The 24763-nt window shown below is 58.9% G+C and carries 20 protein-coding genes and 1 pseudogene; 13 read left to right on the top strand and 8 right to left on the bottom strand.

The genetic code is table 11. The features are described from left to right. Positions 1–43: 43 nt before the first annotated feature. From narH to HMPREF3170_RS10330, 3 genes and pseudogenes are all read right to left on the bottom strand, one after another. Positions 44–1624 (bottom strand): annotated as a pseudogene (gene narH / locus HMPREF3170_RS10320) (nitrate reductase subunit beta); the annotation flags it as partial. Further along, positions 1624–5358 carry a nitrate reductase subunit alpha gene (locus tag HMPREF3170_RS10325; RefSeq protein ID WP_070479514.1) on the bottom strand — a complete coding sequence of 1245 codons (3735 nt, stop codon included), beginning with the start codon at positions 5356–5358 and terminating at the stop codon, positions 1624–1626. The gene HMPREF3170_RS10325 and the pseudogene narH, both read right to left, overlap by 1 nt. 56 nt (positions 5359–5414) lie before the next feature. Further along, entirely contained in the window at positions 5415–6704 is a 1290-nt protein-coding gene (locus HMPREF3170_RS10330; protein WP_070479515.1) for an MFS transporter, read from the bottom strand. A 215-nt stretch (positions 6705–6919) separates the two neighbouring features. On the opposite strand from HMPREF3170_RS10330, the gene HMPREF3170_RS10335 reads away from it, so the two are divergent. After that, positions 6920–7408, top strand: a complete 489-nt coding sequence (locus HMPREF3170_RS10335) for a molybdopterin-binding protein (RefSeq protein ID WP_070479517.1) — start codon at positions 6920–6922, stop codon at positions 7406–7408. Positions 7409–7415: 7 nt separating this feature from the next. Here HMPREF3170_RS10335 and HMPREF3170_RS10340 read toward each other — a convergent pair whose 3' ends face one another. The 5 genes from HMPREF3170_RS10340 to HMPREF3170_RS10360 form a co-directional block, all read right to left on the bottom strand. After that, positions 7416–7988: a molybdenum cofactor guanylyltransferase gene (locus tag HMPREF3170_RS10340; protein ID WP_246814967.1), complete on the bottom strand. Its 573-nt coding sequence runs from the start codon at positions 7986–7988 to the stop codon at positions 7416–7418. 1 nt (position 7989) lies between these two features. Then, complete coding sequence (gene moaC, locus HMPREF3170_RS10345; RefSeq protein ID WP_070479519.1) at positions 7990–8469, bottom strand: cyclic pyranopterin monophosphate synthase MoaC; 480 nt, start codon at positions 8467–8469, stop codon at positions 7990–7992. Between the two features lie 17 nt (positions 8470–8486). After that, positions 8487–9719, bottom strand: a complete 1233-nt coding sequence (locus HMPREF3170_RS10350; protein WP_070479521.1) for a molybdopterin molybdotransferase MoeA — start codon at positions 9717–9719, stop codon at positions 8487–8489. A gap of 6 nt (positions 9720–9725) precedes the next feature. Further along, the gene (gene moaA, locus HMPREF3170_RS10355) at positions 9726–10844 is read right to left on the bottom strand and encodes a GTP 3',8-cyclase MoaA (protein ID WP_083290982.1); all 1119 of its coding nucleotides are present in this window, start codon (positions 10842–10844) and stop codon (positions 9726–9728) included. 62 nt (positions 10845–10906) lie between these two features. Next, positions 10907–12649, bottom strand: coding sequence for a long-chain fatty-acid--CoA ligase (locus HMPREF3170_RS10360; RefSeq protein ID WP_070479523.1), 1743 nt, complete (start codon positions 12647–12649; stop codon positions 10907–10909). Positions 12650–12953: 304 nt separating this feature from the next. Between HMPREF3170_RS10360 and rho the strand changes: the two genes are divergently transcribed. From rho to HMPREF3170_RS10420, 12 genes are all read left to right on the top strand, one after another. Continuing rightward, positions 12954–14774 carry a transcription termination factor Rho gene (gene rho / locus HMPREF3170_RS10365; protein WP_070479525.1) on the top strand — a complete coding sequence of 607 codons (1821 nt, stop codon included), beginning with the start codon at positions 12954–12956 and terminating at the stop codon, positions 14772–14774. Further along, positions 14774–15847: a peptide chain release factor 1 gene (gene prfA / locus HMPREF3170_RS10370; protein ID WP_070479526.1), complete on the top strand. Its 1074-nt coding sequence runs from the start codon at positions 14774–14776 to the stop codon at positions 15845–15847. The genes rho and prfA overlap by 1 nt, the downstream gene beginning before the upstream one ends. Continuing rightward, on the top strand, positions 15834–16700 hold the full coding sequence (gene prmC, locus HMPREF3170_RS10375; protein ID WP_168161645.1) for a peptide chain release factor N(5)-glutamine methyltransferase: 867 nt from the start codon (positions 15834–15836) through the stop codon (positions 16698–16700). The genes prfA and prmC overlap by 14 nt, the downstream gene beginning before the upstream one ends. A 37-nt stretch (positions 16701–16737) precedes the next feature. Further along, on the top strand, positions 16738–17397 hold the full coding sequence (locus tag HMPREF3170_RS10380; protein WP_070362619.1) for an L-threonylcarbamoyladenylate synthase: 660 nt from the start codon (positions 16738–16740) through the stop codon (positions 17395–17397). After that, positions 17398–18540, top strand: a complete 1143-nt coding sequence (locus HMPREF3170_RS10385) for an MraY family glycosyltransferase (RefSeq protein ID WP_070362618.1) — start codon at positions 17398–17400, stop codon at positions 18538–18540. It begins immediately after the preceding gene. 11 nt (positions 18541–18551) lie between these two features. Further along, positions 18552–19013, top strand: a complete 462-nt coding sequence (locus HMPREF3170_RS10390) for a Cg1360 family ATP-synthase-associated protein (protein ID WP_246814968.1) — start codon at positions 18552–18554, stop codon at positions 19011–19013. A 441-nt stretch (positions 19014–19454) separates the two neighbouring features. Continuing rightward, positions 19455–20249 (top strand): F0F1 ATP synthase subunit A, encoded by a 795-nt coding sequence (gene atpB / locus HMPREF3170_RS10395; RefSeq protein ID WP_070362617.1) that lies wholly within the window; start codon positions 19455–19457, stop codon positions 20247–20249. Positions 20250–20355: 106 nt separating this feature from the next. Continuing rightward, positions 20356–20598, top strand: a complete 243-nt coding sequence (locus tag HMPREF3170_RS10400) for an ATP synthase F0 subunit C (RefSeq protein ID WP_070362616.1) — start codon at positions 20356–20358, stop codon at positions 20596–20598. 47 nt (positions 20599–20645) lie between these two features. After that, positions 20646–21215, top strand: a complete 570-nt coding sequence (locus HMPREF3170_RS10405) for a F0F1 ATP synthase subunit B (protein ID WP_070362615.1) — start codon at positions 20646–20648, stop codon at positions 21213–21215. A 5-nt stretch (positions 21216–21220) separates the two neighbouring features. Next, positions 21221–22054 (top strand): F0F1 ATP synthase subunit delta, encoded by an 834-nt coding sequence (locus tag HMPREF3170_RS10410; protein WP_070362614.1) that lies wholly within the window; start codon positions 21221–21223, stop codon positions 22052–22054. A gap of 9 nt (positions 22055–22063) precedes the next feature. Beyond that, entirely contained in the window at positions 22064–23734 is a 1671-nt protein-coding gene (gene atpA / locus HMPREF3170_RS10415) for a F0F1 ATP synthase subunit alpha (protein ID WP_070362613.1), read from the top strand. A gap of 52 nt (positions 23735–23786) precedes the next feature. Further along, positions 23787–24761 carry a F0F1 ATP synthase subunit gamma gene (locus tag HMPREF3170_RS10420; RefSeq protein ID WP_070362612.1) on the top strand — a complete coding sequence of 325 codons (975 nt, stop codon included), beginning with the start codon at positions 23787–23789 and terminating at the stop codon, positions 24759–24761. The last annotated feature ends 2 nt before the right edge of the window (positions 24762–24763 follow it).

Consider the following 24763-nt stretch of genomic DNA (forward strand, 5'->3'; position numbering starts at 1 on the left):
AGTTCTCGCTTGCAGTCTTCGGCTCGCGAGTCTTCAACGCGGTAGGGAACATCGCGTCAGGACGGTCGCCGGTCCACGACATGAGGGACACCTTGCCAGGCTGCGCGTTGTCGGCCTCTTCGTGGCAGGCGCTCGGCGCACCCATGCCCAGGTTGGCCATCAGGTCGCCACTGGCAGGATCGACGCCACCAAACGGATCCAGCGAGGAAACACCACGCGGGGTCTCCGGCGAGGTGGTCGGGATGACATAGCGGTCGTCGTACTTGGCGATCGCCAGCAGGCGATACATCGCTTCCAGGTCTTTGCCAGTCATACCGACTGCGCTCGCAATCGCCTCGTTCGTCGGCTGGCCTAGGTTGATGTCGCGCATGTAGGAACGCATCGCGGCGAGCCTACGCAGCGAAAGCTCGACTGGGACGGTGTCACCTGCAGTGAACAGGCCAGCCTGGTACTCGAGTGGGATACGCATGTTGGAGATCGCGCTGAGCAGTACCTTGTGGTCTTCGCCGTCAGCGCCAGTCTTGGTCACCTGATCGACGATCGGCGACAGCGACGGGATGTACCACACCATCGGCAGTGTGCGGAACTCTGGGTGTAGCGGCAGCGCCACACCGTACGTGAAGATCAGATCGTAGATCGGGGAGTTCTGCGCAGCCTCGATCCAAGAGTGAGGGATGCCCTCTTCGGTCGCAGCCCGGACGACCTCAGGGTCGCGGGGGTCGAGGAAGAGCGACTTCTGCGCCTCAAACAGATCCTTCTCATCGGGTGTCGACGCCGCTTCGGCAACACGGTCCGCGTCGTAGAGCAGCACACCAAGGTAGCGCAGGCGGCCCACGCAGGTTTCCGAGCACACCGTCGGCTGGCCAACCTCAATACGCGGGTAGCACAACGTACACTTTTCGGCCTTGCCTGTCTTGTGGTTGAAGTACACCTTCTTGTAAGGGCAGCCCGAGACGCACATGCGCCAGCCACGGCAGCTGTCCTGGTCGACCAGGACGATGCCGTCCTCCGTGCGCTTGTACATCGCGCCCGACGGGCAGGAAGACACACACGTTGGGTTCAGGCAGTGCTCGCAGATGCGCGGAAGGTAGAACATGAAGGACTCTTCAATTTCCTTCTTGACCTCCAGGTTCATCTTCTCCAGGACGCGGTCCTCGTCCATGGTCGCAGTCGAGCCACCAAGGTTGTCATCCCAGTTCGAAGACCAGGAGATTGTGTCGATTGGCTTGCCGGTGATCTGCGACTTCGGACGCGCAGTCGGCTGCGTCTTCTGCCCAGCCGGGGCGCTAATGAGCTTCTCGTACTCATAGGTCCACGGCTCGTAGTAGTCCTCGATCGTCGGCATGTTCGGGTTGTGGAAGATGGTAGCCAGGCGCTTGATGCGCCCACCCTGACGTGGCTTGAGCTTGCCGCTGCCGTCAAGCTTCCAGCCGCCCTTCCACTTGTCCTGGTCCTCCCACGAGCGTGGGTAGCCCACGCCGGGACGGGTTTCAACGTTGTTGAACCAGATGTACTCCGTGCCTTCACGGTTGGTCCATGCCTGCTTACAGGTCACCGAACACGTATGGCATCCGATGCACTTGTCCAAGTTCATGACCATGGCAATTTGCGCCATAACTCGCATTAGTACTGCACCTCCTGGGAGCGACGACGGATGCGGGTAACCTCGTCGCGGTTGTTGCCGGTTGGGCCAATGTAGTTGAATCCGTAGGTCAAGTGACCGTAGCCACCAGCCACATGCAGTGGCTTAATGGTGATGCGTGTCAGCGAGTTGTGCGTGCCGCCACGTCGGCCGGAACGCTCGTTCAGTGGTGTGCCCACGGTGCGTTCCTGCGCGTGGTTCATAATGACCGTTCCTTCAGGAATACGGTGCGTGACCACAGCACGGGCTGAGACAACACCGTTGCGGTTGTAGAGCTCCACCCACTCGTTGTCCTTGACGCCGATCTTCTGCGCGTCCGTGTCCGACATCCAGACGACCTGGCCACCGCGGGAGATGGACAGGACATGCAGGTTGTCGAAGTATTGCGAGTGAATCGACCACTTATTGTGCGGGGTGAGGTAGCGCACCGTGATCTCTGGATTGCCGTCCTCGCCCTTGAGAATCTCGCCCGGGCCGGTCTCGCCGTTGAGACGCATGCGGTCCAGCGGTGGCTTGAACACCGGGAGTTGCTCGCCGTAGTCGATGAACCAGTCGTGGTCAATGAAGTAGTGCATACGACCGGAAAGCGTGTTCCATGGCTTGTCCATTGCCAAGTTCAAGGAGAATGCGGTGTAGCGACGTCCATCGCGCTTGTCACCGGACCACTCCGGCGAGGTGATGACCTCTTGCGGGCGTTCCTTGACCTTGTCCCACACGATCTGGGCGTCCTCGGTGCCTTCCCAGAACTCGCTCGTGTCCGAGCCGAGCATCTTGCCCAGGTTTTCGAAGCCGTTGCGTGCGACTTCGCCGTTGGATACACCGGACAGGTGCAGGATCGCCTGCGCGGCCTTCACCGCAGAGTTCAACGCTGGGCGGTCGCCTGCTGAAGCAGTCTCAGCGACACCGTTCATACCGAAGAGCTCACCAACCTGCTTTTCGACGTTAAACGGCGTGCCGTGCACGTTCGTGCCGGCCTTCTCTGTCAGCGGGCCAAAGGACATCCACTTCTCGAACACCTTGGTGTAATCGCGCTCAACCGGAACCAGCTTCGGCATCGTCTGGCCTGGCACCATGCCGACTTCCTTGACATCCGGTACAACGCCGTTCGCCATGTTCGGGTTGATCTCATCCGGAGCGTCGTGGGAGATCGGGGCAGTAACGACGTCCGTCTGCACACCCAGCCACTTGCCGGCCATGCGGGAGACGGCGTCGGACATATCGCGGAAGATCTCCCAGTCGCTTCGAGCCTCCCACGGCGGGTTGATCGCAGCGTTAAAGGTGTGGATGAACGGGTGCATGTCCGTCGTGGACAAGTCGTTCTTCTCGTACCAGGTAGCCGCAGGGAAGACGATGTCTGACACCAGGGTGGTTGAGGTATTACGGAAGTCCGTAGTCATCATCAGATCGAGCTTGCCCATCGGTGCCTCTTCGCGCCAGCGAATCGACTTCGGGCGCTCGCCTTCCGCCAGCTCCTCCGCGGAGACATCTGAATCGACGCCCAGCATGTGACGCAGGAAGTACTCGGTGCCCTTCGCCGACGAGCCCATCAGGTTCGTGCGCCAGTTCAGCAAGATGCGAGGCCAGTTCTCCGGGGCATCCGGATCCTCGGCAGCGAACTCCATCTGGCCCGACTCGAGCTGGTCAACGATGTAGTCCTTCACATCCATACCCGCTTCCTTCGCCTGCTCAGCAAGCAGCAGCGGGTTGCGGTTGAACTGTGGATACGACGGCATCCAACCACGCTTCATGGCCTCGACCAGCGTCTCCGACAGGTACTTATCTTCCGACGCGCCCTTACGTGCCAGCGGCGAGGCCATCCTTGAGGCCTTCGAGTTGTCGTAACGCCACTGGGACGTAGTCAGGTAGTAGAAACCGGTGGTGATCATGTGCCGTGGTGGACGGTTCCAGTCATTCGCGAACGCGTACTGGCTCCAACCCGACTGAGGACGCAGCTTCTCCTGGCCCACGTAGTGCGCCCAACCGCCGCCGTTGACACCCTGGGTGCCACACATGGAAGTCAGCGCAAGGAAAGTGCGGTAGATAGAGTCCGCGTGGACGTAGTGGTTCACGCCCGCGCCCATGATGATTTGGGAACGGCCCTTCGAGTCCAACGCGTTTTGTGCAAACTCGGTGGCGATTCGTTCGATCTGCGCAACAGGAACATTGGACAGCTCTTCTGCCCATGCGGGCGTGCCGACCTCGGAGGCGTCGTTAAAGTCGGCCGGCCAGGAGCCTGGCAGCTGCAGCGACGGACGGTTCACGCCGTAGTGTGCCAGCATGATGTCGTACACGGTGGTAACGGTGCGGCCTCCGACCTCGCGGACTGGGACACCGCGGCGGTAGACACCAGCGCCGATCGGGCCGTCCGAGTCCAAAGCCTCGCGAGAAGCGTCCATATCGAAGCGTGGGAAGCACACTTCGGCGGTGCCGTAGGAGTCGGTGTCCGCCATCGACATCACAGGGTTGGCGTTGTCATGGCGGAGATTCCACTTACCGGGATCGGTCTTGTAGTGGTCTGCGATGGTACCGCCAGGGTCGACAACGGTGCCGTCGGCTTCAATGTTGAGCAGGCGGTACTGGGCGTTATCGCTATTGGCCAGGGTGGCGTCCTCAAGCTTGTCTGCAGTAAGGAACTTTCCGGGAGCGAACGTGCCGTCCTCGAGCTGATCGAGCTCCACCAGGAACGGTGCATCCGTGTACTTGAGCATGTAGTCCATGAAGTACTGCGGCTGCTGCGCTACGTGGAACTTGCTCAAAATGACGTGGCCCATTGCGAAGGCGAGTGCGCCGTCGGTACCGGGCGACATGCGCATCCACTCGTCGGCGAACTTCGCGGCATCGTTGTAGTCCGGGGAGACCACGACGATCTTGGTGCCCTTGTAGCGCACCTCGGTCATGAAGTGGGAGTCCGGGGTGCGGGTCACCGGGATGTTCGAGCCCCACATCATCAGGTAAGAAGAGTTGAACCAGTCACCGGACTCTGGCACGTCAGTCTGATCGCCGAATGTCTGCGGGGAGGCAGGGGGAAGGTCCGCATACCAGTCGTAGAAGGACAGCATCGCGCCACCGATCAGCCCCAAGAAACGGGTACCAGCAGAGTACGAGACCTGGCTCATCGCAGGAATCACCGTGAAACCTGCAATGCGGTCCGGGCCCCACTGCTTGATGGTGTAAACGTGTGCTGCAGCGGCGATCTCGACGGCTTCTTCGTAAGCAACGCGCACCAGGCCACCCTTGCCGCGGGCACCGACGTAGGCGCGACGCTTGACTGGGTCTTCCTGGATCGCACGCCAGGCGAGTACCGGGTCGCCGTCGTGCTGCTTCTTTTCGTGGCGGTACATCTCCAGCAATGCGCTGCGCACGTACGGGTAGCGGATGCGCGTAGGCGAGTAGGTGTACCAGGAAAAGGATGCGCCACGTGGGCACCCTCGAGGTTCGTACTCTGGGAAGTCAGGGCCAGTGGTGGGGTAGTCAACGGCCTGGGATTCCCAGGTGATGACGCCATCTTTGACGTAGACCTTCCAGGAACAGGAACCGGTGCAGTTCACACCGTGTGTGGAGCGCACCATCTTGTCGAAGGACCAACGGTTGCGGTAGAACACGTCGGCTTGGCGGCCACCTTCGAGGAAAATCTGCTGGCCGGAAGGCGTGACGTCGCCTTTGCGAACGAACCCACCAAGTTTAAACAGCGGGTTGGACTGTGTCGCATCAGTCATGGTTCACAATCTCCTTGAATGAAAGTGAGAAAACGGGGTCGTGAATGAAATGGCTGTTAGCCAGGGAACGGTGCGTTCGGGCGGGCGTAGTAGATCCATGCGAGTGCCGTAGCGAAGGTGAAGTAGACTACGCAGCCCCAGAAGAACGTTGGTGCGCTCATCAGCGTGAGCAGCACACCAACGATGAACGGTCCGAATGCTCCGATCGCGCCGCTGAACCCGATAACACCGCCTGCCTGGCGCTTCGGCAGAATCATTGGCATCTGCTTGAATGTGCCAGCGTTGCCGATGCCAGCGAAGACAGACATGGCCAGCATGGTGTAAAAGAACGGTGCCGCGGCGTCACCACCACGGGCAAGGAAAATTGCGGCAATTGCAGTGGTGACCGTCATGCCAACACCAGCGACGAACGTCCAGATTGCGCCGCCGTACTTGTCGCACAGTGGGCCCCACAGTGCGCGAACCAGGGCCCCGAGCAGGGCGTACATGAATGCCCAACCGAGCAGCTTCGTCGCGTTGTCGCCGAAGGAGTTCTTCATCAAGAGCGCGAGCTGAGCGCCGAATCCGGAGACGGCGCCGAACGTCATCACGTAAATGATGGTGAGGATCCAAGTATTCTTGTTTCCGAAAATATCGATCTGCTGGCGGAAGTTTGCCTTCACCGGAACGTCCTTCAGCATCAGCCAGGACACGATGACCATGATGATGACCCAAGGGACGAAGAAGGCCGGAACGTTATGCACGTTGATCGCGGTACCTGAACCATCCGAAGCCTCGATCGTGCCGATCATCGTGATGCCGATGAGCCAAGGCGCCAGCAACAGTACGAACGACATGCCGAGGTTGCCCAGGCCTGCCTGGAGGCCGAGCGCCGTACCGGACTTTGCCTTCGGGAAGAAGTACCCCGTCGACGGCATAAAGCCTGAGAAGATACCGCTGCCGATACCTGTCATAAAGGACAGGATCATGAGCGTCGCGAATGAAGTCTCAGGACTCTGGACCGCAAAATACCAGCCGACCAGTGGGATGAGGAAGAGTGCTGTCGAAAGCGTAATGAGCTTTCGGGTACCAAGAACTGGTGGCAAGAACATCCAAATCAGGCGGAAGATACCAGCCGCCAGTCCTGGGACTGCAGTCAGCCAGTAAAGCTGTGCAGCAGTGAGGTCGAACCCGATCTCATTGAGGCGCGGCGCGACCGCCGCAACGATGTACCAGGTGACGAACCCGAAGAACATCGAAATTGTGGTGATCCAAAGTGTGCGCCATGCGATTCCGGCGTCCCACTTTTCTGGATCTTCAGTGTCCCAACCGGTGAGTACCCGTTGGGAGGTGTCGAGCTTGGACATGGGGTGAAATCCTCTTCAAAAATACGATAAAGGTCTATGTGGTCCGGGTGGATAAAAATGTTAGAAATACCCGAAACTACTATTAAGGATAGTGGCAGTGAACTGCTACTATCAACTTATCCACGAGAAAAGCCGTGTATTATTACGCAACATATGTGTGTCGTAATTCGGTGATTTGTACAGATGCTGGTGTTTGTGCAGGGAAGGAACACTTCATGGAATCAACTACGGCCCCCACAGCGGTCGTTATCGTCGTTTCGGACCGGGTTTTCGGGGGTGAGCGAAAAGACAAAGCATCCCCCGCAGCCACCCGGTTGCTCACTGAAGCTGGATTTCAGGTCGCACAACCCGTCATCATTCCAGAAGGTGATGAAGCGCTCCGGAATGCAATGGCACAAGCGGTGGAAGGTGGAAATTCACTCATTCTCACCTGTGGCGGTACGGGACTCGGACCACGCAATCTCACCCCCGAAGTCACCGAGGAGTTCATCAGTACACGGCTCCACGGCATCGAAACGCAAGTACTCATCGCGGGGCTGGAACACTCCCCACGTGCTGGGCTGTGTCGGGGCGTGATTGGACTTACGTCGCGTGAACCCGGCGCGAGCCTCATCGTCAATACCCCGAGTTCACGGGGTGGTGTGAGCGACACCCTTGGTGTGATCCTCGTGCTTTGGCCGAGCCTGACAGAATGGGTTCGCTAAGCAGGAGCTATTCGGTAGAAGGGAACTCCACGTTCCCGAGCGTATGGAGTTCCTCGCGTGTATCGTAGTCGCGCTCAGCACCTGTGCCCTGGACGCGCGCCACGGATTTCACTGCGTCGAGGAGTCGCTTTGCGGGAATGTCGCGCGTTCCAGCAGCATCGAGCGCCGCTACCAAAGAGGTGCGGTTCCACACCGCGCACAGCGGTTGCAGGTAGCCGTCAACCGCTTCAATGACCGCAACGTCGGCGCCGTCGCGGACGCGCTGTGCAAGGAGAGGGATCAGCTCAGGGGAGCGCGGTGCGTCGACGGAGACGACGGCGACGAAGGGGGCGTCGATACGCGAGAGCCCCGCAGCAATCCCCGCGACGGGACCCCCGAACGGTGGATCCTCACTCACCGTGGGCACTCCGAGCGGCCGTGGGCTCACCACGATGCGCGGCACCCCATCCGGGATGAGAGAGCACACCGCGTCAACGAGGCGAGTGCCGTTGACTTTCACCTGTGCTTTATCAGCGCCCATCCGTGTGGATCGCCCCCCGGCGAGTACAACGACGCCGACATCCTCCCACTCGTCTCGCACGCTACGCCTCGGGGAGTTCCCGTGACCAGTCGCCGGAGCGGCCGCCGGACTTCGCGACGATTCCCATGCGGCGTACAAATGCGGACCGGTCAACGCCTTTGACCATGTCGACGATGGCAAGCGCCGCAACGCTGACCGCGGTGAGTGCTTCCATTTCGACGCCAGTCCGGTCGGCGGTGCGCACCGTGGCCTCGATAAACACGTGGTCATCGCGAAGTTCGACGTCGACAACGCAGCCGTGCACTCCAATCGTGTGCGCAAGTGGGAGGAGATCTGGCACGCGCTTCGCAGCCGAAATGCCTGCGACACGAGCAACCGCCAACACGTCGCCCTTCGGCACAGTGCCTTCGCGCAACGCCTGCATCACCTCAGGGGAGCAAGCGACCTCGCCTTGCGCAGTCGCATTCCGGACCGTTGGTTGCTTCTCCGTGACATCGACCATGTAGGCCTGGCCAGCAGCATCGAGATGAGTGAATTTCATGTTACGTCTTTCTATTTCTAAAACAGCATCACTGGGATGCGAGTGGGGGCGTCGGTTCCAGGGGCAAGGACCGCGATTCCGTCCACTGCAGGTAGGGAAGCAACGAATCCGGAGCCGCCATGTCCGCCGGCAAAGGCTTCAGCGCGGACAGCACCGTGTTCGGTGTGCAGGCGCACAGGTACGAATACATGACGATCAGCACGCGGGGCGGGGAAGTGCGTATCGACGTCCGCTTCCACCATTGTTCGCTCGTCCATGCTGCAACGCGTGTGGTTTCCTGCACTCGCACGCAGTAACGGGATCGCGTACAGCGCGCACGAGACGAACGCCGCAACTGGATTTCCGGGCAGGCAAATAAATGCAGCTTCAGACCAACGTCCAACGCCCTGCGGACTTCCCGGGCGCTGGGCGACATGGCCGAACCACATATCTGGTGAGGAGGCTGTGACAGTGCGGACCACGTCGTACGCTCCAGCGCTGACTCCGCCGGTGGTGACCACGATGTCTGCCTGCTGCGCGGCCTGCTGGAGTAAAACCTCGGTCGATTGCGTATCGTCATCAGCGTGCATCGTGAATACCTTGGCGTAGCCGCTTTCGCGCAGAAGCGTCGCCACCATTGGCAGGTTTGAATCGGGAATTTGCGCGCCGCGAATGTCGCCGGGCCAGGCAACGAGCTCGTCGCCAGTAGAGACGACTGCGACGGTCGGGCGTTCGAAAACGTCCACAGCGCGGACACCAGTGGCGACAAGTGCGGCGAGTGTGCCAGCATCAATCCGTGTTCCCTCTCGCGCAACGACTTCACCGACGCCGACATTCTCACCAGCATGTCGGATGTGGGAACGGCCAAGGTCAACAGAAGTAATCTGGACCTCGTCAGGGAGAGGATAAGGGCCTCGAGGGATATTCGTCTGCTCGACGGGGACGACATGAAGACCGTCCTGTTGCGGCATCGGTGCGCCAGTCATGATTCGGACTGCGTGGCCAGCTGGACAATCGATTGCGTCATGTCCGGCCGGGATCTCACCAGCTACAGGCAGTACCCACGGCCCGTCACCGAATAGATCCAACTCGTGGGCTATGAAGCCGTCGACCGCCGAGTTTGAAAAAGGTGGCACTGGGAACCGTGCCACGACGTCGGCTGCGAGTACCTGGCCTACGCAGTCACCTAATGGGACGTCGCGCTTAATACGGGGCCGCGCCGCAGCCAGGACACGGGCCAAATGTTCGTTGACCGAAGGGAGAGTGTTCATTAGTTCTTAACCACCGATTTCGCTCATGAGGCGCTCCGGCTGCAGGAAGCCCTCGTCATCAATGCCGTGTCCGGGCTTCTTCAGCCACATGGCTTTCGACCAGAGGTCCGCGAGCTCCGCGTCGGAGGCACCCCCACGCATGACGTCGCGAAGCGAGACCTCGTCGGCCGCTTTCGAGAACAGGCAGGACCGGATGGAGCCGTCAGTCGTGAGGCGGGTTCGGTCGCAGGCGCCACAGAAAGGGTGTGTCACAGACGCGATAATCCCAAGCTTGCCGCTGCGAGTACCGTCTGTGACATCCCATAGGGCAGCGGGTGCAGAACCCCGTGGCTCGACGGCAGGTGTAAGCGTGAAATCGTGGCGGAGGCGCTCAACCAAGTCATGCGCCGTCACCATGTCGGTGCGCTTCCACTGCTCGCGTGGGCCCAGCGGCATTTGTTCGATAAAGCGCAGCTGCAGCCCGCGTTCTAGCGCAAAGCGCACGAGGTCTGTGACACCGTCTTCGTTGATGTCCGGCATCACTACCGCGTTGACCTTCACCGGCTGAAGGCCTGCTTCCACTGCGGCGTCGATGCCCGCAAACACGTCGTCAATGCGGTCTCTGCGGGTGAGCTGTGCGTAGAGCTCCCGATCCGTGGTATCGAGCGACACATTCACTCTGTCGAGGCCGGCGTCGGCAAGCCCCTGCGCCCGGCGCGCAAGGCCCAGGGCATTCGTGGTGACCGCAGTTGAGGGTGCGACGCCCTCGTCGGTGCGCATGGTCTTCGTCTCACTGATGATGCGTTCCAACGAGCGCCGCAGGAGTGGCTCGCCCCCTGTGAAACGCACCTGGCGGATGCCGAGGTGCTCCACAGCCAGGCGGATCAGCCGGATAGTCTCCTCGTCGGTGAGTGCCTCTTCAGTTGGCATCCATTCAAGGCCCTCTGCAGGCATGCAGTACGTGCAGCGCAGGTTGCAGCGGTCGGTAAGGCTGACCCGGAGGTCTCGTGCCGTACGCCCAAAACGATCGTCGAGCGTGCGCGGGGCGGGCTGCTCACCTGGGTCCAAGCTGGCGTTTGGTGCGAGTGGACCGTCGGAAGCTGCGCGGGACGCTAACGGCGATGCAAGAGGAAGGTGAATGGGCATAGTGCTGTCAATAATAAGTACGAAATACGCCAGGTCAAGAATTAGCAGTGAAAAACCCGTATTTATTGCTCGGGTGTTTGTGCCTTCCTTCCGCGGTTACCCGGGCCAGGCAGCGCGATAATCTCATAGTCGCCCTTGGCGAGGTGTTTCCTTAGGTCCTTCTTGTCAAACTTGCCCACCGAAGTCTTGTCGATCACATCGACGAACGTCCAATACTCAGGTGCCATCCATGTTGGTAACACATCGGCGAGGTTCTTTCGCAGCCGCTCCGCTGTTTCCGCGGTGCGCGGGATATCGTCCAAAAGCACGGTAATAGCCAGTGGGCGCTCGCCCCACTGGCGGTCGGGGAAGCCAATCACAGCGCACTCGATGACATCTTCGGCTTCCATGATGAGGTTTTCCACCTGCGCGGAATAGATCCATTCGCCACCAGATCGGATAACGTCGCGTGCACGGTCGTACAACGTCATGTAGCCATCGGCGGTGACTGTTCCGACATCACCAGTGCGCAGCCAGCCGTCTTCAGTGAAGTGGTGGCGGGCGTCATTAATCTCTTTGCCCCGGAACGTCGAGGCCAACTCGCCCTTTTCTTGGGTTGGCGAGTGGTAGTAGCCGTTGGCAACCAAATTTCCTCGCACCTGCATCTCGCCTTGTGAAAGGTCAGTTGATGCCATCACCTCTCCATCGTTGACCACGCGGTATTCCAGCCATGGCACAAACCGTCCCTGGGACACACGATACGCCTGGCGAGCTTCGCCTGAAGCGCCTGATGGCGGGCGTGCCACCGTGCCGACAGTAGACGTTTCCGTCATGCCCCACACGTGGACGACGTCGACACCGTAGCGTTCCTCCCACACCTTGATCAGTGCAGGCGGGGCAGGAGAGCCTCCGACGAAGATCTCCTGCAAACTCATGCGCTCAGGCGGCGTATGCAGATAGTGCACCATTAGCTGGATCCACAGCGTCGGTACGCCGTGCGCTACGCGTGGGTGCGTCGAGGCAATAATCGTTGCAAGCGTCGGTGCGGAAACGTCGGCACCTGGTAGTACCATCGGTGCGCCGGTGACGTACGCTGCGAACGGTACGCCCCAGCTCAACACGTGATAGATGGGGATGCAGCACAGGAAAGACTCGCCGTGCGTAATCGCTAGTGAATCCGTTGAGCGAAGCGTCATCGCCTCGAGCCAAAGAGAGCGGTGCGAATACGCCACGCCTTTTGGCGCGCCAGTCGTTGCTGTCGAATACACCAGTGCGGCTGCAGTGTTTTCTGGCAGTTCCGGCCACGAGTACCGTGTTGCTTGGCCGTCGAGAAGCTGCTCGTAGCTATGCACCTTGGCAGCTCCGAACGACAACCCAAGGACGTCGTCGCTGAGCAGAGCGCCAATAAAGACAATGTGCTCAACCAGCGGGCACATCTCCATCACTCGGCCAAGCTTTTCAGCTAGCCGCGGATCAGCCACAATGACCTTCGCCTCTGAATGGTTCACCACATAGGCAATCTGATCCGGCATCAACTGAATATTCAGTGGGGTGAAGACGGCGCCTTTCGCGGCGGTACCAAACATCACCTCAATATGCTCGGAGCAGTTAAACATGAACGTAGCCACGCGCTGGTCCCCGTCAATGCCCAGCAAGTTTTCCGCAGCGTTGGCAAAAGCGCTGGCCCGCGCGCCAATGTCCGCAAACGTGCACTCTTCGGCGCCCGTGGGCCCCCACGTCGTACACTTCGTCGAGGCGTGAGCGGTGCGCCCATACTCCAAAATGCGACCGACGGAAAACGGCACTTCCTGCATCGTTGAAAGCATGGGCACCACTTTAGCGCGAATGAAGCACGCGCAATTCAATCATGCGATACAATACGAGGCGGATCATGCGCATCGCACGAACTTTGCTGCGCAGCCAACCTCATCGATCCGCTTCCCCTTTTTGCAATCTACGTGCAGTGGCGTAGTTTTATTACATGGTTTTCACTGACCATGGGGGAGCGCGCAGGCAATTCAGTTACTGCTAACGAAGTTGCAGCGCACAGTGAACGAAACGACACAATGCACACGAAAGCTTCGAATCAGTGTTCACTCTCTTTGCTGGCGAAGTGACGAAAGGACATCCGTGACAGATACGGGAAACGCAGCAGGAACTGACCTTCAAGCGCTGAAGATTCCTGAACTGCGCAAACTTGCTGCAGAAAAAGGCCTCAAAGGTGTCTCCGGTCTGCGGAAGGGCGAGCTTATCCAAGCAATTACTACTGGCACCGTGCCTGGAAAGGCTCCTGCGAAGGCAGTAGAAGAGGAAACTCACAGCGACAACCGTCGCCGCGCCACCCGCAAGGCCGCAGATCCCGCTGAAAATAGTGAGGAACAAGGCGACAAGACGGGCAAAGAGGAAAAGGGCAAAGAGCAGCAGTCCGGGCAGCACGAGGGGCGCTATGAGTCCCGATCTGCGGCACGCCGTGCTCGCCGAAACCGTGCGCGACACAATCATGAGTCCCACGATGCCGACGCAGAACAGAAGCACTCGAACGACGAGAAGAACGATAAGCCCGAAAAGCACGATAACGGCTCGGCCGACGAGAAGTCTGAAAACAACAACGACGGCAACGGCGGCCGCGGCCGCAACCAACGCAATGACCGCGGCGGTCGTAACAACCGCGACCATGACGAAGACGGGGGAGGCCGTCGTGGACGCCGTGGCCGTCGTGGACGCCGCGGCCGTGACAACAACCGTGACCAGCAGGATAACCAGAACATCCCACCAGAAGAGCTGCAGGAAGTAGCCGGCATCGTCGACGTCATTGACAACAATGCTGCATTTATCCGCACCACTGGTTACCGTCAGAGCAGCGCAGATGTGTACGTGAACAACCGCCTCGTTCGGGCGAATGGGTTGCGCTCCGGCGATGCGGTCATCGGTCAGGTGCGCGCGAACGGGCAGGGTCACCAGCATGGCTCTGGCCGCAACCGCCAGCGCTACAACCAGTTGGTCCGTGTCGATTCCGTGAACGGCATGACGCCAGAGGACGCTAAGCAGCGCAAGCAATTCCACAAGCTGACCCCGCTGTATCCGAATAAGCGTCTGCGCCTGGAGACAGAGCCAAACATCCTGACCACGCGAGTGATCGACCTGGTCATGCCGATTGGTAAGGGTCAGCGTGCACTGATCGTCTCCCCTCCAAAGGCTGGTAAGACGACAATTCTGCAGAACATCGCGAACGCAATCGCGAAGAACAACCCAGAGTGCTACCTGATGGTCGTTCTCGTTGACGAGCGTCCTGAGGAAGTCACGGACATGCAGCGCAGTGTGAAGGGTGAGGTTATCGCCTCCACCTTCGACCGCCCGCCGTCAGAGCACACCGCTGTCGCGGAGCTCGCGATTGAACGCGCCAAGCGCCTCGTTGAGATGGGGCAAGACGTTGTTGTCCTCCTCGACTCGATCACGCGTCTGGGTCGCGCGTACAACAATTCTTCGCCGGCATCGGGCCGTATCCTGTCCGGTGGTGTTGATTCCAACGCACTGTACCCGCCGAAGCGTTTCCTGGGTGCTGCGCGCAACATCGAGGAGGGTGGCTCGCTTACGATCATCGCTACGGCGATGGTGGAGACTGGCTCCGCTGGTGACACCGTCATCTTTGAGGAGTTCAAGGGCACCGGTAACGCCGAGCTGAAGCTTGATCGTAAGATCGCGGAACGCCGGGTCTTCCCAGCTGTCGACGTCAACCCGTCTGGTACCCGCAAGGATGACCTGCTTATGGGGCCGGATGAAGCGCGCGTGATGCACAAGTTGCGTCGAATCCTGTCGGCACTTGACCCGCAGCAGTCCATCGACATGCTGATCAAGCAGTTGAAGAAGACGAAGAGCAACGGCGAGTTCCTGATGGGCGTCGCCAACTCGGCACCAATGGTGGCTGATCAAGACGCAGAGGAGTACATCTAATGGCTGGCGAAGTTTCGCTTGTCGACGACTACGTCGCCGAATATGAGGGCATTCAGGCCCAAATGGGCGACCCAGAAATTGCGGGCGACCAGGATAAATTCCGGAAGCTTTCAAAGCGCTACGCCGAACTGCAGCCGATCATCAAGGTCAACGACGCGCTGAACCAGGCGAGGGAAGACCACGAAGCTGCGGCTGAGATGGCGTACGAAGACAAAGAGTTCGCCGAAGAAGCTGAACGTCTTGCGAAAGAGATCGTCGCGCTTGAGGAGGAGCTCGCAGACCTGCTCGCACCTCGCGACGAGCACGATGGTGATGACATCATCATGGAGCTCAAGGCCGGTGCTGGCGGTGAAGAGGCGGCCCTCTTCGCTGGTGATCTCGCCCGCATGTATCAAAAGTACTGCGAGAAGCATGGCTTGACCTGGGAAGTACTCGACTTGTCTGAGTCGGACCTTGGCGGCGTAAAGGATATGACCGTCGCGGTGAAGGCGAAGACGCCGTCACGTGACGGTGCATGGTCCAAGCTGAAATTTGAGGGTGGCGTACACCGTGTGCAGCGCGTGCCAGTCACCGAGTCGCAGGGCCGCATTCAGACGTCGGCCGCGGGTGTATATGTGTTCCCGGAGCCGGACGAAGTGGCGTCGGTAAATATTGATGAGAAAGACATTCGCGTTGATGTCTACCGATCCTCCGGCAAGGGCGGCCAGGGTGTGAACACCACTGACTCCGCCGTGCGTATTACCCACCTGCCGACGAATATCGTGGTGACCTGTCAGAACGAGCGCTCGCAGATTCAGAACCGCGCCCGCGCAATGCAGGTGTTGCAAGCTCGCCTTGACCAGCTCGAGCGCGAGAAGGCCGAGGCCGAAGCCGCCGAGGGACGCGCTTCCCAGGTGCGGACTATGGACCGCTCCGAGCGCATTCGGACCTATAACTGGCCCGAGAATCGTATCTCGGATCACCGCATCAACTACAAGGCGAACAACCTTGACACGGTGCTCGATGGCAACATGGACGATCTGATTACGGCGTTGCAGACACACGAGCGGCAGGAACGACTTGAAGCCGAGTAAACAACCCGCTCAACAGGTCATCGCCCGTGGCGCGCAGATGCTTGCGGCCGCGGGCGTTGCCACGCCAGCAGTCGACGCGAGGTTGATCGCTGCCTGGCTTCTCGACGACACCCCGATGAACGTACTGTTCCTCGACGTTGACCAGGAGTTTGAAACAGCGTTTGAAGCAGCGATTCAACGCCGGGCATCGCGCGAACCACTCCAGCACATCGTTGGAGCCGCGCCGTTTGGGCCTTTGACGCTGCGTGTCGGACCGGGTGTGTTTATCCCGCGGCCGGAGACCGAGGTCCTAGCCGATTGGGCAGTGAAGACATTGCAGCAGTCCGCCACTTCGCAGGCGCCCACTGTCGTGGATCTGGGCACTGGTTCGGGTGCGCTCGCGCTCTACATCGCGCATGCGGCACCGTGCGCCGAGGTGATCGCGGTGGAGCGGTCCGAAGCTGCTCGCGAGTATGCCCAACGAAATCGCGATGAACTCGGCTTGAACGTCCGGATCGTCGAAGGGGACATGACTGATCACAACTTGTTGTCTACGCTGCATGGCACCGTAGACATGGTGGTAAGCAACCCGCCGTACGTTCCCAATACCGACGGTCTGGACCCAGAGGTCTACGTAGACCCACCAGAGGCAGTCTTTTCCGGAGACGACGGTATGGATGCGATACGTGGCCTGGTGCCGGTGGCTGCGGCGCTGCTGAAACCGGGCGGAGTATTTGCAGTTGAACATGATGACGCAACTTCTGACCTGACTGTCGACGCCGTTACAGCATCCGGCACGTTCGAACGAGTGGAGCGGTTAGCGGACCTCACCGGAAAGCAACGCTTTGTCTGTGCCCGGAAGCGGAGCGAGTAAGCTAGTCCGGTACTGAACAAAGGAGACGAGGAGCATTATGGCGAGTAGGGTTTTCCAGTGCCTCGAACCAGAAGAACGCGAACAAGGACTGCAGGCAGCAGAAGCCGCAGTGAAAGAGGGGCGCTGCATCGTCCTTCCTACTGACACCGTCTACGGCATCGGCGCCGACGCATTTAATAACCAGGCGGTGGCGACACTGCTGGCAACGAAGCGGCGGGGCCCCGATATGCCAGTACCAGTGTTGGTAGGGTCTTGGACTACTATCCAGGGGCTCGTGCGGGAGTTCACGGACACCGCTAAAACTCTTGTTGAAGCATTTTGGCCGGGAGGGCTTTCGATCGTCGTTCCGGAAGCCCCGAGCCTTCCCTGGAATCTCGGCGACACTCGTGGCACCGTGTTGTTGCGGATGCCGAATCAACCCCTGGCGCTTGAACTTCTGCAGCGAACTGGCCCGATGGCGGTCTCGTCGGCGAACCTGACGGGCAATCCACCAGCGCTCAACGCGGCTGCTGCACGCCAGCAGTTCGGGGAGGCAGTCGGCGTGTATCTCGAGGGTGGGCCCGCCGAAGTTGGCACCCCGTCAACGATTATCGATATTTCTGGCCCTAGCCCAGTCATCCTGCGAGAGGGAGCTATCAGCACGGAACGCATTGCTCAAGTCCTAAAACTTGACCCAGAGCAGTTGCGGAGGAAGTAGATGGGCGGCGCCGGAGTCCCGCTGCGTGAATTGGGCTTGGTTCTGCTTGTTGCCGCAGCGATCACCTACCTGCTCACAGGCGTGGTGCGCACAGCGCTCGTTCGGACGGGCAGGGTGGCAGAGATCCGCAAACGCGATGTGCATACCCAGCCGACGCCTTCTGTCGGTGGCCTTGCCATGTTTACAGGGCTCGTGTGCGCCCTTTTTCTTGCGCAGCAGCTCCCGGCGCTCACACGTGGGTTCGCACCGGTGACGCCTGAGATGACGGCAGTCTTCGCTGGTGCGAGCGGCATCGTGATTCTTGGAATTATCGACGACCTCTACGAGCTTGGGGCCGTCGTAAAGCTGTGCGGACAACTCTTGGTAGCTGGCCTCATGAGCTTTCTTGGACTGGTCTTTACCGTCTTTTACGTCCCGTTTGGGGAGGGGACCACGCTAATCCTCGATCAAGTGCAGGGTATGTTGTTGTCCGCGTTCTTCACTGTGTTGATTATCAACGCTGTGAACTTTGTTGATGGCATTGACGGACTCGCTGCTGGCCTGGGGATGATCGCCGGGGGAGCTATCCTTCTCTTCTCCCTCACTGTGCTCCACGACCAGGGTGGTGCTGTTTCGGCCTACCCGCCGGCGATCATTTGCTCGATTCTCGTCGGAATTTGTGCCGGGTTCTTGCCGCATAATTTCGAGCCTGCCCGAATTTTCATGGGGGACTCAGGCGCGATGCTTATTGGATTGCTGCTGGCAGCCGCGTCGACGTCAGCGTCGGGCAAGATCAACATGTCACTCTATGGGGCTGCGGACATGGTGGCATTAGTGAGCCCAATCATCGTTGTGCTTGCTGCAATTGCCTTGCCGTTGCTTGACCTGATTTGGGCGGTTATTCGACGGGTGATTCGTGGACAGCGACCGTGGGAGGCAGACGCCGGACATATTCACCACCGACTGCTTCGCCTCGGTCATACGCACCGACGCACGGTATTGGTGCTCTACATGTGGATTTCTGCAGTAGCCCTCGGTGCGGTGAGCTTTTCGATCGTCCCCACCCGATTTGCTGTAGCTTTTACCGTCCTTTCGTTGGTGGTGGCCTTTGTTGCGACGCTCATTCCATGGCTGAAAGGCAAGATTGGCCCTGTATCTGTGTAGGATGTCCAATCGTGGATACTCCAAAGAACCCTGTGACGCCGAACCTGGAAGTGTCAGACACTGAGCAGTATGAGAACCAACGGCGGCCGCTGCTGCGTGCACTGCGCTTTGGAACGTTGGCATTGCTGGCGCTGCTTATCATCTCGCTGATGGCATGGGGAGCCGTCAGCGGCGCGCCAGGTCTTTGGGCTGTATTGATGGGGGTCGGTATTGGTGGTGGCTTTGTGCTGTTGACCGCTATCAGTGTTCTTGTGACGTCAAATTCCACCCCTACAACCACGATGGCTGTCGTACTCGGCGGTTGGCTCATCAAGATGGTCGTCATCGTGCTTATCTTGCTTGGGCTTCGGAACGCGACGTTTTACGACTCGACAGCATTCGGCGTAACTACGATCGCGGCACTTGTTGTTGCGTTAGGCGCCGAAGCCATGGGGGTACTGAGCGTACGAACGGCATATATTCAGAAGCCTTAAGGCGTACAGACATTTGCGTTGCTACCCCCTCGCCTTGGGGTGGCAACGCTTTTCTATGTCGGAATGTAGGGGAATTACTACCGAATTTGTGGGTGTCTACCCCTTTTTGGAACGGGTGTGGGGGAAGTAACATTTTAGGTGAAAACGCCAGTACCAGCCATATTTAATGGCGTGGTACCGAAAAATGCTCAGAAGAAGCTTTGGAAGACCCCCTAAAGCGTGAAAATACGCTGTGACCTGTTAAAGTATCGGGCGGGTTAGTTAAGGTTTGCTGCTTCCTTATTTTTCGCTGGAAGAAGCACGAAAATACATCCCCTGTCCCGTGGTAGAAGATGTGCGACGGAGTCCGCCACGGAGACAGCTTGTTGGAGACGTCCATCGCACCGCACATTAAGTGCGGCCCGAGAACGGGAGAGAACGCTGAGCGTTACAACTTTGGCCATGAAGGGTACATTCCACGCACCCCAATTGGGTCCAGAATTTTTCCCGGGGCACACGTTCGACCAGTTTATTGGTGAAGATTTCGCCAATGGCTGGTTCGCGCTGGACCGTATCATGCTGGTTCGCCTGTTCATGGCGGCAGTACTGGTGGTCCTCTTTGTTATTGCTTTTAGGAAGCCAAAACTGGTTCCTAAGGGTCTGCAGAATATCGGTGAGTTGGGCGTGGATTTCGTCCGCATCCACATCGCCGAAGACACGCTGGGGAAGAAAGAGGGCCGGCGCTTCTTGCCGGTAATCGCGACAATCTTCTTCACGATCCTGTTCATGAATGTCGCCACGATCATCCCTGGCCTCAACATCTCGCCAAACGCACGTATCGGTATGCCGATTGTGTTGGCCGTTGTCGCCTACATCGCGATGATCTACGCGGGCGTGCAGCGCTACGGCGTTGCCTTCTTCAAGCACTCGACCGTGATTCCTGGGTTGCCGTTCGCTCTGCACTTCCTTGTTGTGCCGATCGAGTTCTTCTCGACGTTCATTCTGCGTCCGGTCACGCTGGCACTTCGTCTTATGGCGAACTTCCTGGCTGGCCACATCATTCTCGTTCTGCTGTACTCTGCTACGAACTTCTTCTTCTGGCAGATCTCGGCCTGGACGAGTGTGTCAGGGCTGACCCTGATCGCGGCGTTGCTGTTCACCCTGTATGAGTTAATCATTATCTTCCTGCAGGCGTACATCTTCGCTCTGTTGACTGCGGTGTACATCGAACTGTCGCTGCATGCAGACGCGCACTAACAAAGCGCAACCTACTGGTCAAACTGAATAAACCCCATACAAATTGTCACTCGTTTGTTTGCAGGAAGCGTTGCAAGCAAACACCAAGAAAGGGAACGACTTTCACATGAACGACATCATTCTTGCTCAGGCAGCAGCCGCTACCGAATACACCGGTCTCGGCACCATCGGCTACGGCCTCGCTACCATCGGCCCTGGTATCGGCATCGGCATGCTGGTCGGTAAGACCGTTGAGGGTATGGCACGTCAGCCAGAGATGGCCGGCCAGCTGCGTACCACCATGTTCCTGGGTATCGCCTTCGTTGAGGCACTTGCCCTGATTGGCCTCGTTGCAGGCTTCCTGTTCTAAAAAGAACTCACGAATTCCACGTACACTTTTTAGATCAGGAGCAACCAATGACTAACGTCAACGATATTTTCGTGTTGGCAGAGGGAGAGAAGCTTCCGCTTGAGACGGAGCCGTCCATTCTCCTGCCTGCCATGTACGACGTGGTTTGGTCGACCGTTGTCTTCGTCATCGTGTTCTTGCTCTTCTGGAAGTTTGTCCTTCCGAAGTTCCAGGAAGTACTGGCGGAGCGCGAAGACCGAATCAAGGGCGGCATTGAGCGTGCTCAGGTTGCCCAGGCCGAGGCTAAGGCTGCTCTAGAAAAGAACAACGCTGAACTCGCTGAGGCACGTGCCGAAGCTGCTGAGATCCGTGAAGCTGCCCGGGCAAAGGGCAAGGAGATTCAGGCAGAACTTCGTGAGCGCGCTGAGGAAGAGTCTCGTCGAATTGTTGAAGCAGGCGAAAAGCAGCTTCTGGCTTCCCGCGAGCAGGTCGTCGCTGAACTGCGCAACGAGATGGGTCAGAACTCCATCAGTCTGGCAGAGCGTCTGCTGGGTACCGAGCTTTCGGATGATACCCGCCGCTCGAACACGATTGATGCTTTCCTCGCCGAACTCGACAACGTTTCTACGAGGAAGTAGGCGAAATGAAGGCAGCTAGTCGCGAAGCACAAACAAAAGTTTCTGAGCAGCTTGATCAGCTGATTCAAGGGGCAGGGGACACCGTTGCTGTTGCATTGCAGCTTGGTACGGAACTGTTCCTGACCGTGGATCAGCTGGACGCCGAGCGTGCACTGCGCATCGCTGTCGCTGATAACTCGCTTGATGCCGCGCAGCGTCGCGGGATCATCAACGATGTTTTCGGTGCCAAGGTGGCAGAGCCTACGGCACAGATCCTTGCTGCAGCAGCTTCCGAGGAGTGGTCAAACCCGCGCGAGTTCCGCGCAGGCCTGATCAACCTAGGTCGACGCGCGCTGATGAAGGGCGCGGAGGCTCAAGGGCAGTTGGAGCAGGTCGAAAACGAGCTGTACCAACTCTCCACCTTGCTTGAGAAGGAGCGGAAGCTTACTCAGCTTCTCTCCGACCGAACCGCTACAGCCGCACAGAAGCGCGGTCTGCTTGCGAATGTCATTTACGGCAAGGTCACCACGGTTACTGAAGCGCTAGCTTTGCAGGTCATTGGCCGTCCAGAACACCACCCGGTAGACGATCTCGCTGCTCTGGCAGCTGACGTCGCCGCGTTGCGTGGGAAGGCCGTGGCACGTGTGGTCACCGCACAGGCGCTCTCTGATGCGCAGCGCGATGCACTGGCACAGAAACTTGAGAACATTTACGGTCGTGAGATGGCGATCCATTCTGAGGTTGACCCCAGCCTCCTCGGTGGACTGACCATCCGAGTCGGCGATGAACTGATTGACGGGTCGACGCGCGGTAAGTTGAACCGCATGCGCACCGACCTTCTCGCCAACGCGACCCTTTAGTAAGAGATAATGCTGGAACAAACTACCGAGAGCAGGAAGAACATGGCGGAGCTGACGATCTCCTCCGATGAGATCCGTAGCGCGATAGCGAACTACACCTCGAGCTACTCCGCGGAGGCCTCCCGTGAGGAGGTCGGCGTGGTGACTTCGGCTGCAGATGGTATTGCCCAGGTTTCCGGGCTGCCAGGATGCATGACGAATGAGCTGCTCGAGTTTCCGAACGGCGTCATTGGCGTCGCACAGAACCTTGAGACCGATTCGATCGGTGTCGTGGTTCTGGGTAATTTCGAGACCCTCACCGAGGGCGACCAAGTAAAGCGGACAGGCGAAGTTCTGTCCATCCCGGTTGGGGAGGAATTCCTCGGCCGCGTTATTAACCCACTGGGCCAGCCAATTGACGGCCTTGGTCCAATTGAATCCAACGAAGAGCGCGCGCTTGAGCTGCAGGCTGCAGGCGTTCTCGACCGCCAGCCGGTTGAGGAACCAATGCAGACCGGTATCAAGGCTATTGACGCCATGACCCCAATCGGTCGTGGTCAGCGTCAGCTCGTCATTGGTGACCGTAAGACTGGTAAGACTGCAGTCTGCATCGACACGATCCTGAACCAGAAGCACTTCTGGGAGACCGGAGATCCGTCGAAGCAGGTTCGTTGCATCTACGTCGCGGTGGGCCAGAAGGGCTCCACGATCGCTGGCGTTCGTGCAACCCTCGAGCAGCACGGCGCGCTTGAGTACACCACGATTGTGGCTGCACCTGCATCCGACTCCGCAGGCTTCAAGTGGCTCGCACCATTCTCTGGTGCAGCGCTGGGCCAGCACTGGATGTACCAGGGCAAGCACGTGCTGGTGATTTACGATGACCTGACCAAGCAGGCAGAGGCATACCGTGCCATCTCGTTGCTGCTGCGTCGTCCACCAGGCCGCGAGGCATACCCAGGTGACGTGTTCTACCTGCACTCTCGTCTGCTGGAGCGTGCTGCGAAGCTCAACGATGAGCTGGGTGCAGGCTCGTTGACCGCACTGCCGATCATCGAGACGAAGGCTAACGACGTGGGTGCGTTCATTCCTACCAACGTCATCTCGATTACAGACGGCCAGGTCTTCCTCCAGTCCGACCTCTTCAACCAGGGTGTTCGCCCGGCTATTGACGTGGGTATCTCCGTGTCCCGTGTCGGTGGCGCTGCGCAGACTAAGGGTATGAAGAAGGTTGCAGGTAACCTGCGTCTCGACCTTGCTGCATACCGTGACCTGGAAGCGTTCGCTGCGTTCGCGTCCGACCTCGATGCAGCTTCGAAGCGCCAGCTCGAGCGCGGTCAGCGTCTCGTAGAGCTCCTCAAGCAGTCGGAGAACGCTCCGCAGCCTGTTGAGTTCCAGATCGTATCTATCTGGCTTGCAAACGAAGGCGCCTTTGACGTCGTTCCCGTCGAAGACGTGCGTCGCTACGAGTTCGAGCTGCAGGAGCACATTCGCTCCGTCGCTCCGGAAGTCTACGAACAGATCTCCGGTGGCGCTGCGCTCGACGATACGAGCAAGCAGACGCTGCTGCGCGTCAATGATGACTTCGCTCGCTCGTTCCAGTCCTCCACCGGTGAGCACATCGTGCGCGAGCCAGAGGCGGATCCGCTGGACAAGCGTGAGGTCAAGAAAAATACCCTTAACGTCGGCCGTCCCAAGAAGTAATTCTTGGAACAAGACGTAAACGTCTACATATAGGAAGGGAGGAGAGTAAACCATGGCAACACTTCGCGAACTACGTGACCGTATTAGGTCCGTAAACTCCACGAAGAAAATCACTAAAGCCCAGGAGCTGATCGCGACTTCGCAGATCACCAAGGCACAGCAGCGCGTCGAAGCGGCAAAGCCGTATGCCGACGAGTTGAAAGACGTCATGGAACGCCTCGCAGCTGCGAGCTCCCTCGATCACCCCATGCTCCGTGAGCGTGAGAATGGTCGAGTCGCAGCAGTCCTCGTGGTCACATCAGACCGCGGTATGGCCGGCGGGTATAACCACAACGTGTTGAAGAAGGCAGCAGAGCTCGAGCGCATGCTTGAGGAAGCTGGCTACGAAGTCGTCCGCTACATCACGGGCGGTAAGGGTGTAACCCACTACCGTTTCCGCGATATGGAGGTCGAAGGCTCTTGGACCGGTTGGTCCCAGAAGCCTTCGTGGGAAGCGACCCACGACGTTCGTCGCCACCTGATCGACGGCTTCATGGCGAGCTCTGAAGGGACCGCTAAGTGGCGCGAGGGCCTGCACGGCCCTGAGGGTCAGGAGGTTCGTGGCTTCGACCAGGTACACGTGGTGTACACAGAATTTGTGTCGATGTTGACACAAGAAGCCAGGGTGCACCAGTTGCTCCCAATTGAGCCGGTGCTTGAGGATTACGAGTACGAGCAGGAAGACATGCTCACCACAAGCGGGGATGTGCAACCGGACATGGATTTCGAACCTGATGCGGATACGCTGATGGACGAACTGCTTCCGGCGTATGTTTCTCGCTCGCTGTACTCGATTTTCTTGGAGGCATCTGCAGCGGAGTCCGCTTCACGTCGTACGGCGATGAAGAACGCTACGGACAATGCGACCGAATTGGCGAACAACTTGTCCCGTGAGGCTAACCAAGCCCGTCAGGCAAAAATTACCCAGGAAATCACCGAGATTATCGGCGGCGCTGGCGCGCTGTCTGGTAGTGGAGAAAGTGACTAAAT

The organism is Corynebacterium sp. HMSC08D02 (assembly GCF_001807505.1).
Lineage (GTDB): Bacteria > Actinomycetota > Actinomycetes > Mycobacteriales > Mycobacteriaceae > Corynebacterium > Corynebacterium pseudogenitalium.

What these genes read in the sequence shown, in the direction of transcription:
- atpB (WP_070362617.1), top strand. Translation starts at nt 19,455, where the DNA reads ATGAAGGGTACATTCCACGCACCCCAATTGGGTCCAGAATTTTTCCCG.
- HMPREF3170_RS10335 (WP_070479517.1), top strand. Translation starts at nt 6,920, where the DNA reads ATGGAATCAACTACGGCCCCCACAGCGGTCGTTATCGTCGTTTCGGAC.
- HMPREF3170_RS10380 (WP_070362619.1), top strand. Translation starts at nt 16,738, where the DNA reads ATGGCGAGTAGGGTTTTCCAGTGCCTCGAACCAGAAGAACGCGAACAA.
- HMPREF3170_RS10385 (WP_070362618.1), top strand. Translation starts at nt 17,398, where the DNA reads ATGGGCGGCGCCGGAGTCCCGCTGCGTGAATTGGGCTTGGTTCTGCTT.
- HMPREF3170_RS10410 (WP_070362614.1), top strand. Translation starts at nt 21,221, where the DNA reads ATGAAGGCAGCTAGTCGCGAAGCACAAACAAAAGTTTCTGAGCAGCTT.
- HMPREF3170_RS10360 (WP_070479523.1), bottom strand. Translation starts at nt 12,649, where the DNA reads ATGCTTTCAACGATGCAGGAAGTGCCGTTTTCCGTCGGTCGCATTTTG.
- HMPREF3170_RS10330 (WP_070479515.1), bottom strand. Translation starts at nt 6,704, where the DNA reads ATGTCCAAGCTCGACACCTCCCAACGGGTACTCACCGGTTGGGACACT.
- HMPREF3170_RS10400 (WP_070362616.1), top strand. Translation starts at nt 20,356, where the DNA reads ATGAACGACATCATTCTTGCTCAGGCAGCAGCCGCTACCGAATACACC.
- HMPREF3170_RS10325 (WP_070479514.1), bottom strand. Translation starts at nt 5,358, where the DNA reads ATGACTGATGCGACACAGTCCAACCCGCTGTTTAAACTTGGTGGGTTC.
- moaA (WP_083290982.1), bottom strand. Translation starts at nt 10,844, where the DNA reads ATGCCCATTCACCTTCCTCTTGCATCGCCGTTAGCGTCCCGCGCAGCT.
- HMPREF3170_RS10350 (WP_070479521.1), bottom strand. Translation starts at nt 9,719, where the DNA reads ATGAACACTCTCCCTTCGGTCAACGAACATTTGGCCCGTGTCCTGGCT.
- atpA (WP_070362613.1), top strand. Translation starts at nt 22,064, where the DNA reads ATGCTGGAACAAACTACCGAGAGCAGGAAGAACATGGCGGAGCTGACG.
- prfA (WP_070479526.1), top strand. Translation starts at nt 14,774, where the DNA reads ATGGCTGGCGAAGTTTCGCTTGTCGACGACTACGTCGCCGAATATGAG.
- HMPREF3170_RS10405 (WP_070362615.1), top strand. Translation starts at nt 20,646, where the DNA reads ATGACTAACGTCAACGATATTTTCGTGTTGGCAGAGGGAGAGAAGCTT.
- HMPREF3170_RS10420 (WP_070362612.1), top strand. Translation starts at nt 23,787, where the DNA reads ATGGCAACACTTCGCGAACTACGTGACCGTATTAGGTCCGTAAACTCC.
- moaC (WP_070479519.1), bottom strand. Translation starts at nt 8,469, where the DNA reads ATGAAATTCACTCATCTCGATGCTGCTGGCCAGGCCTACATGGTCGAT.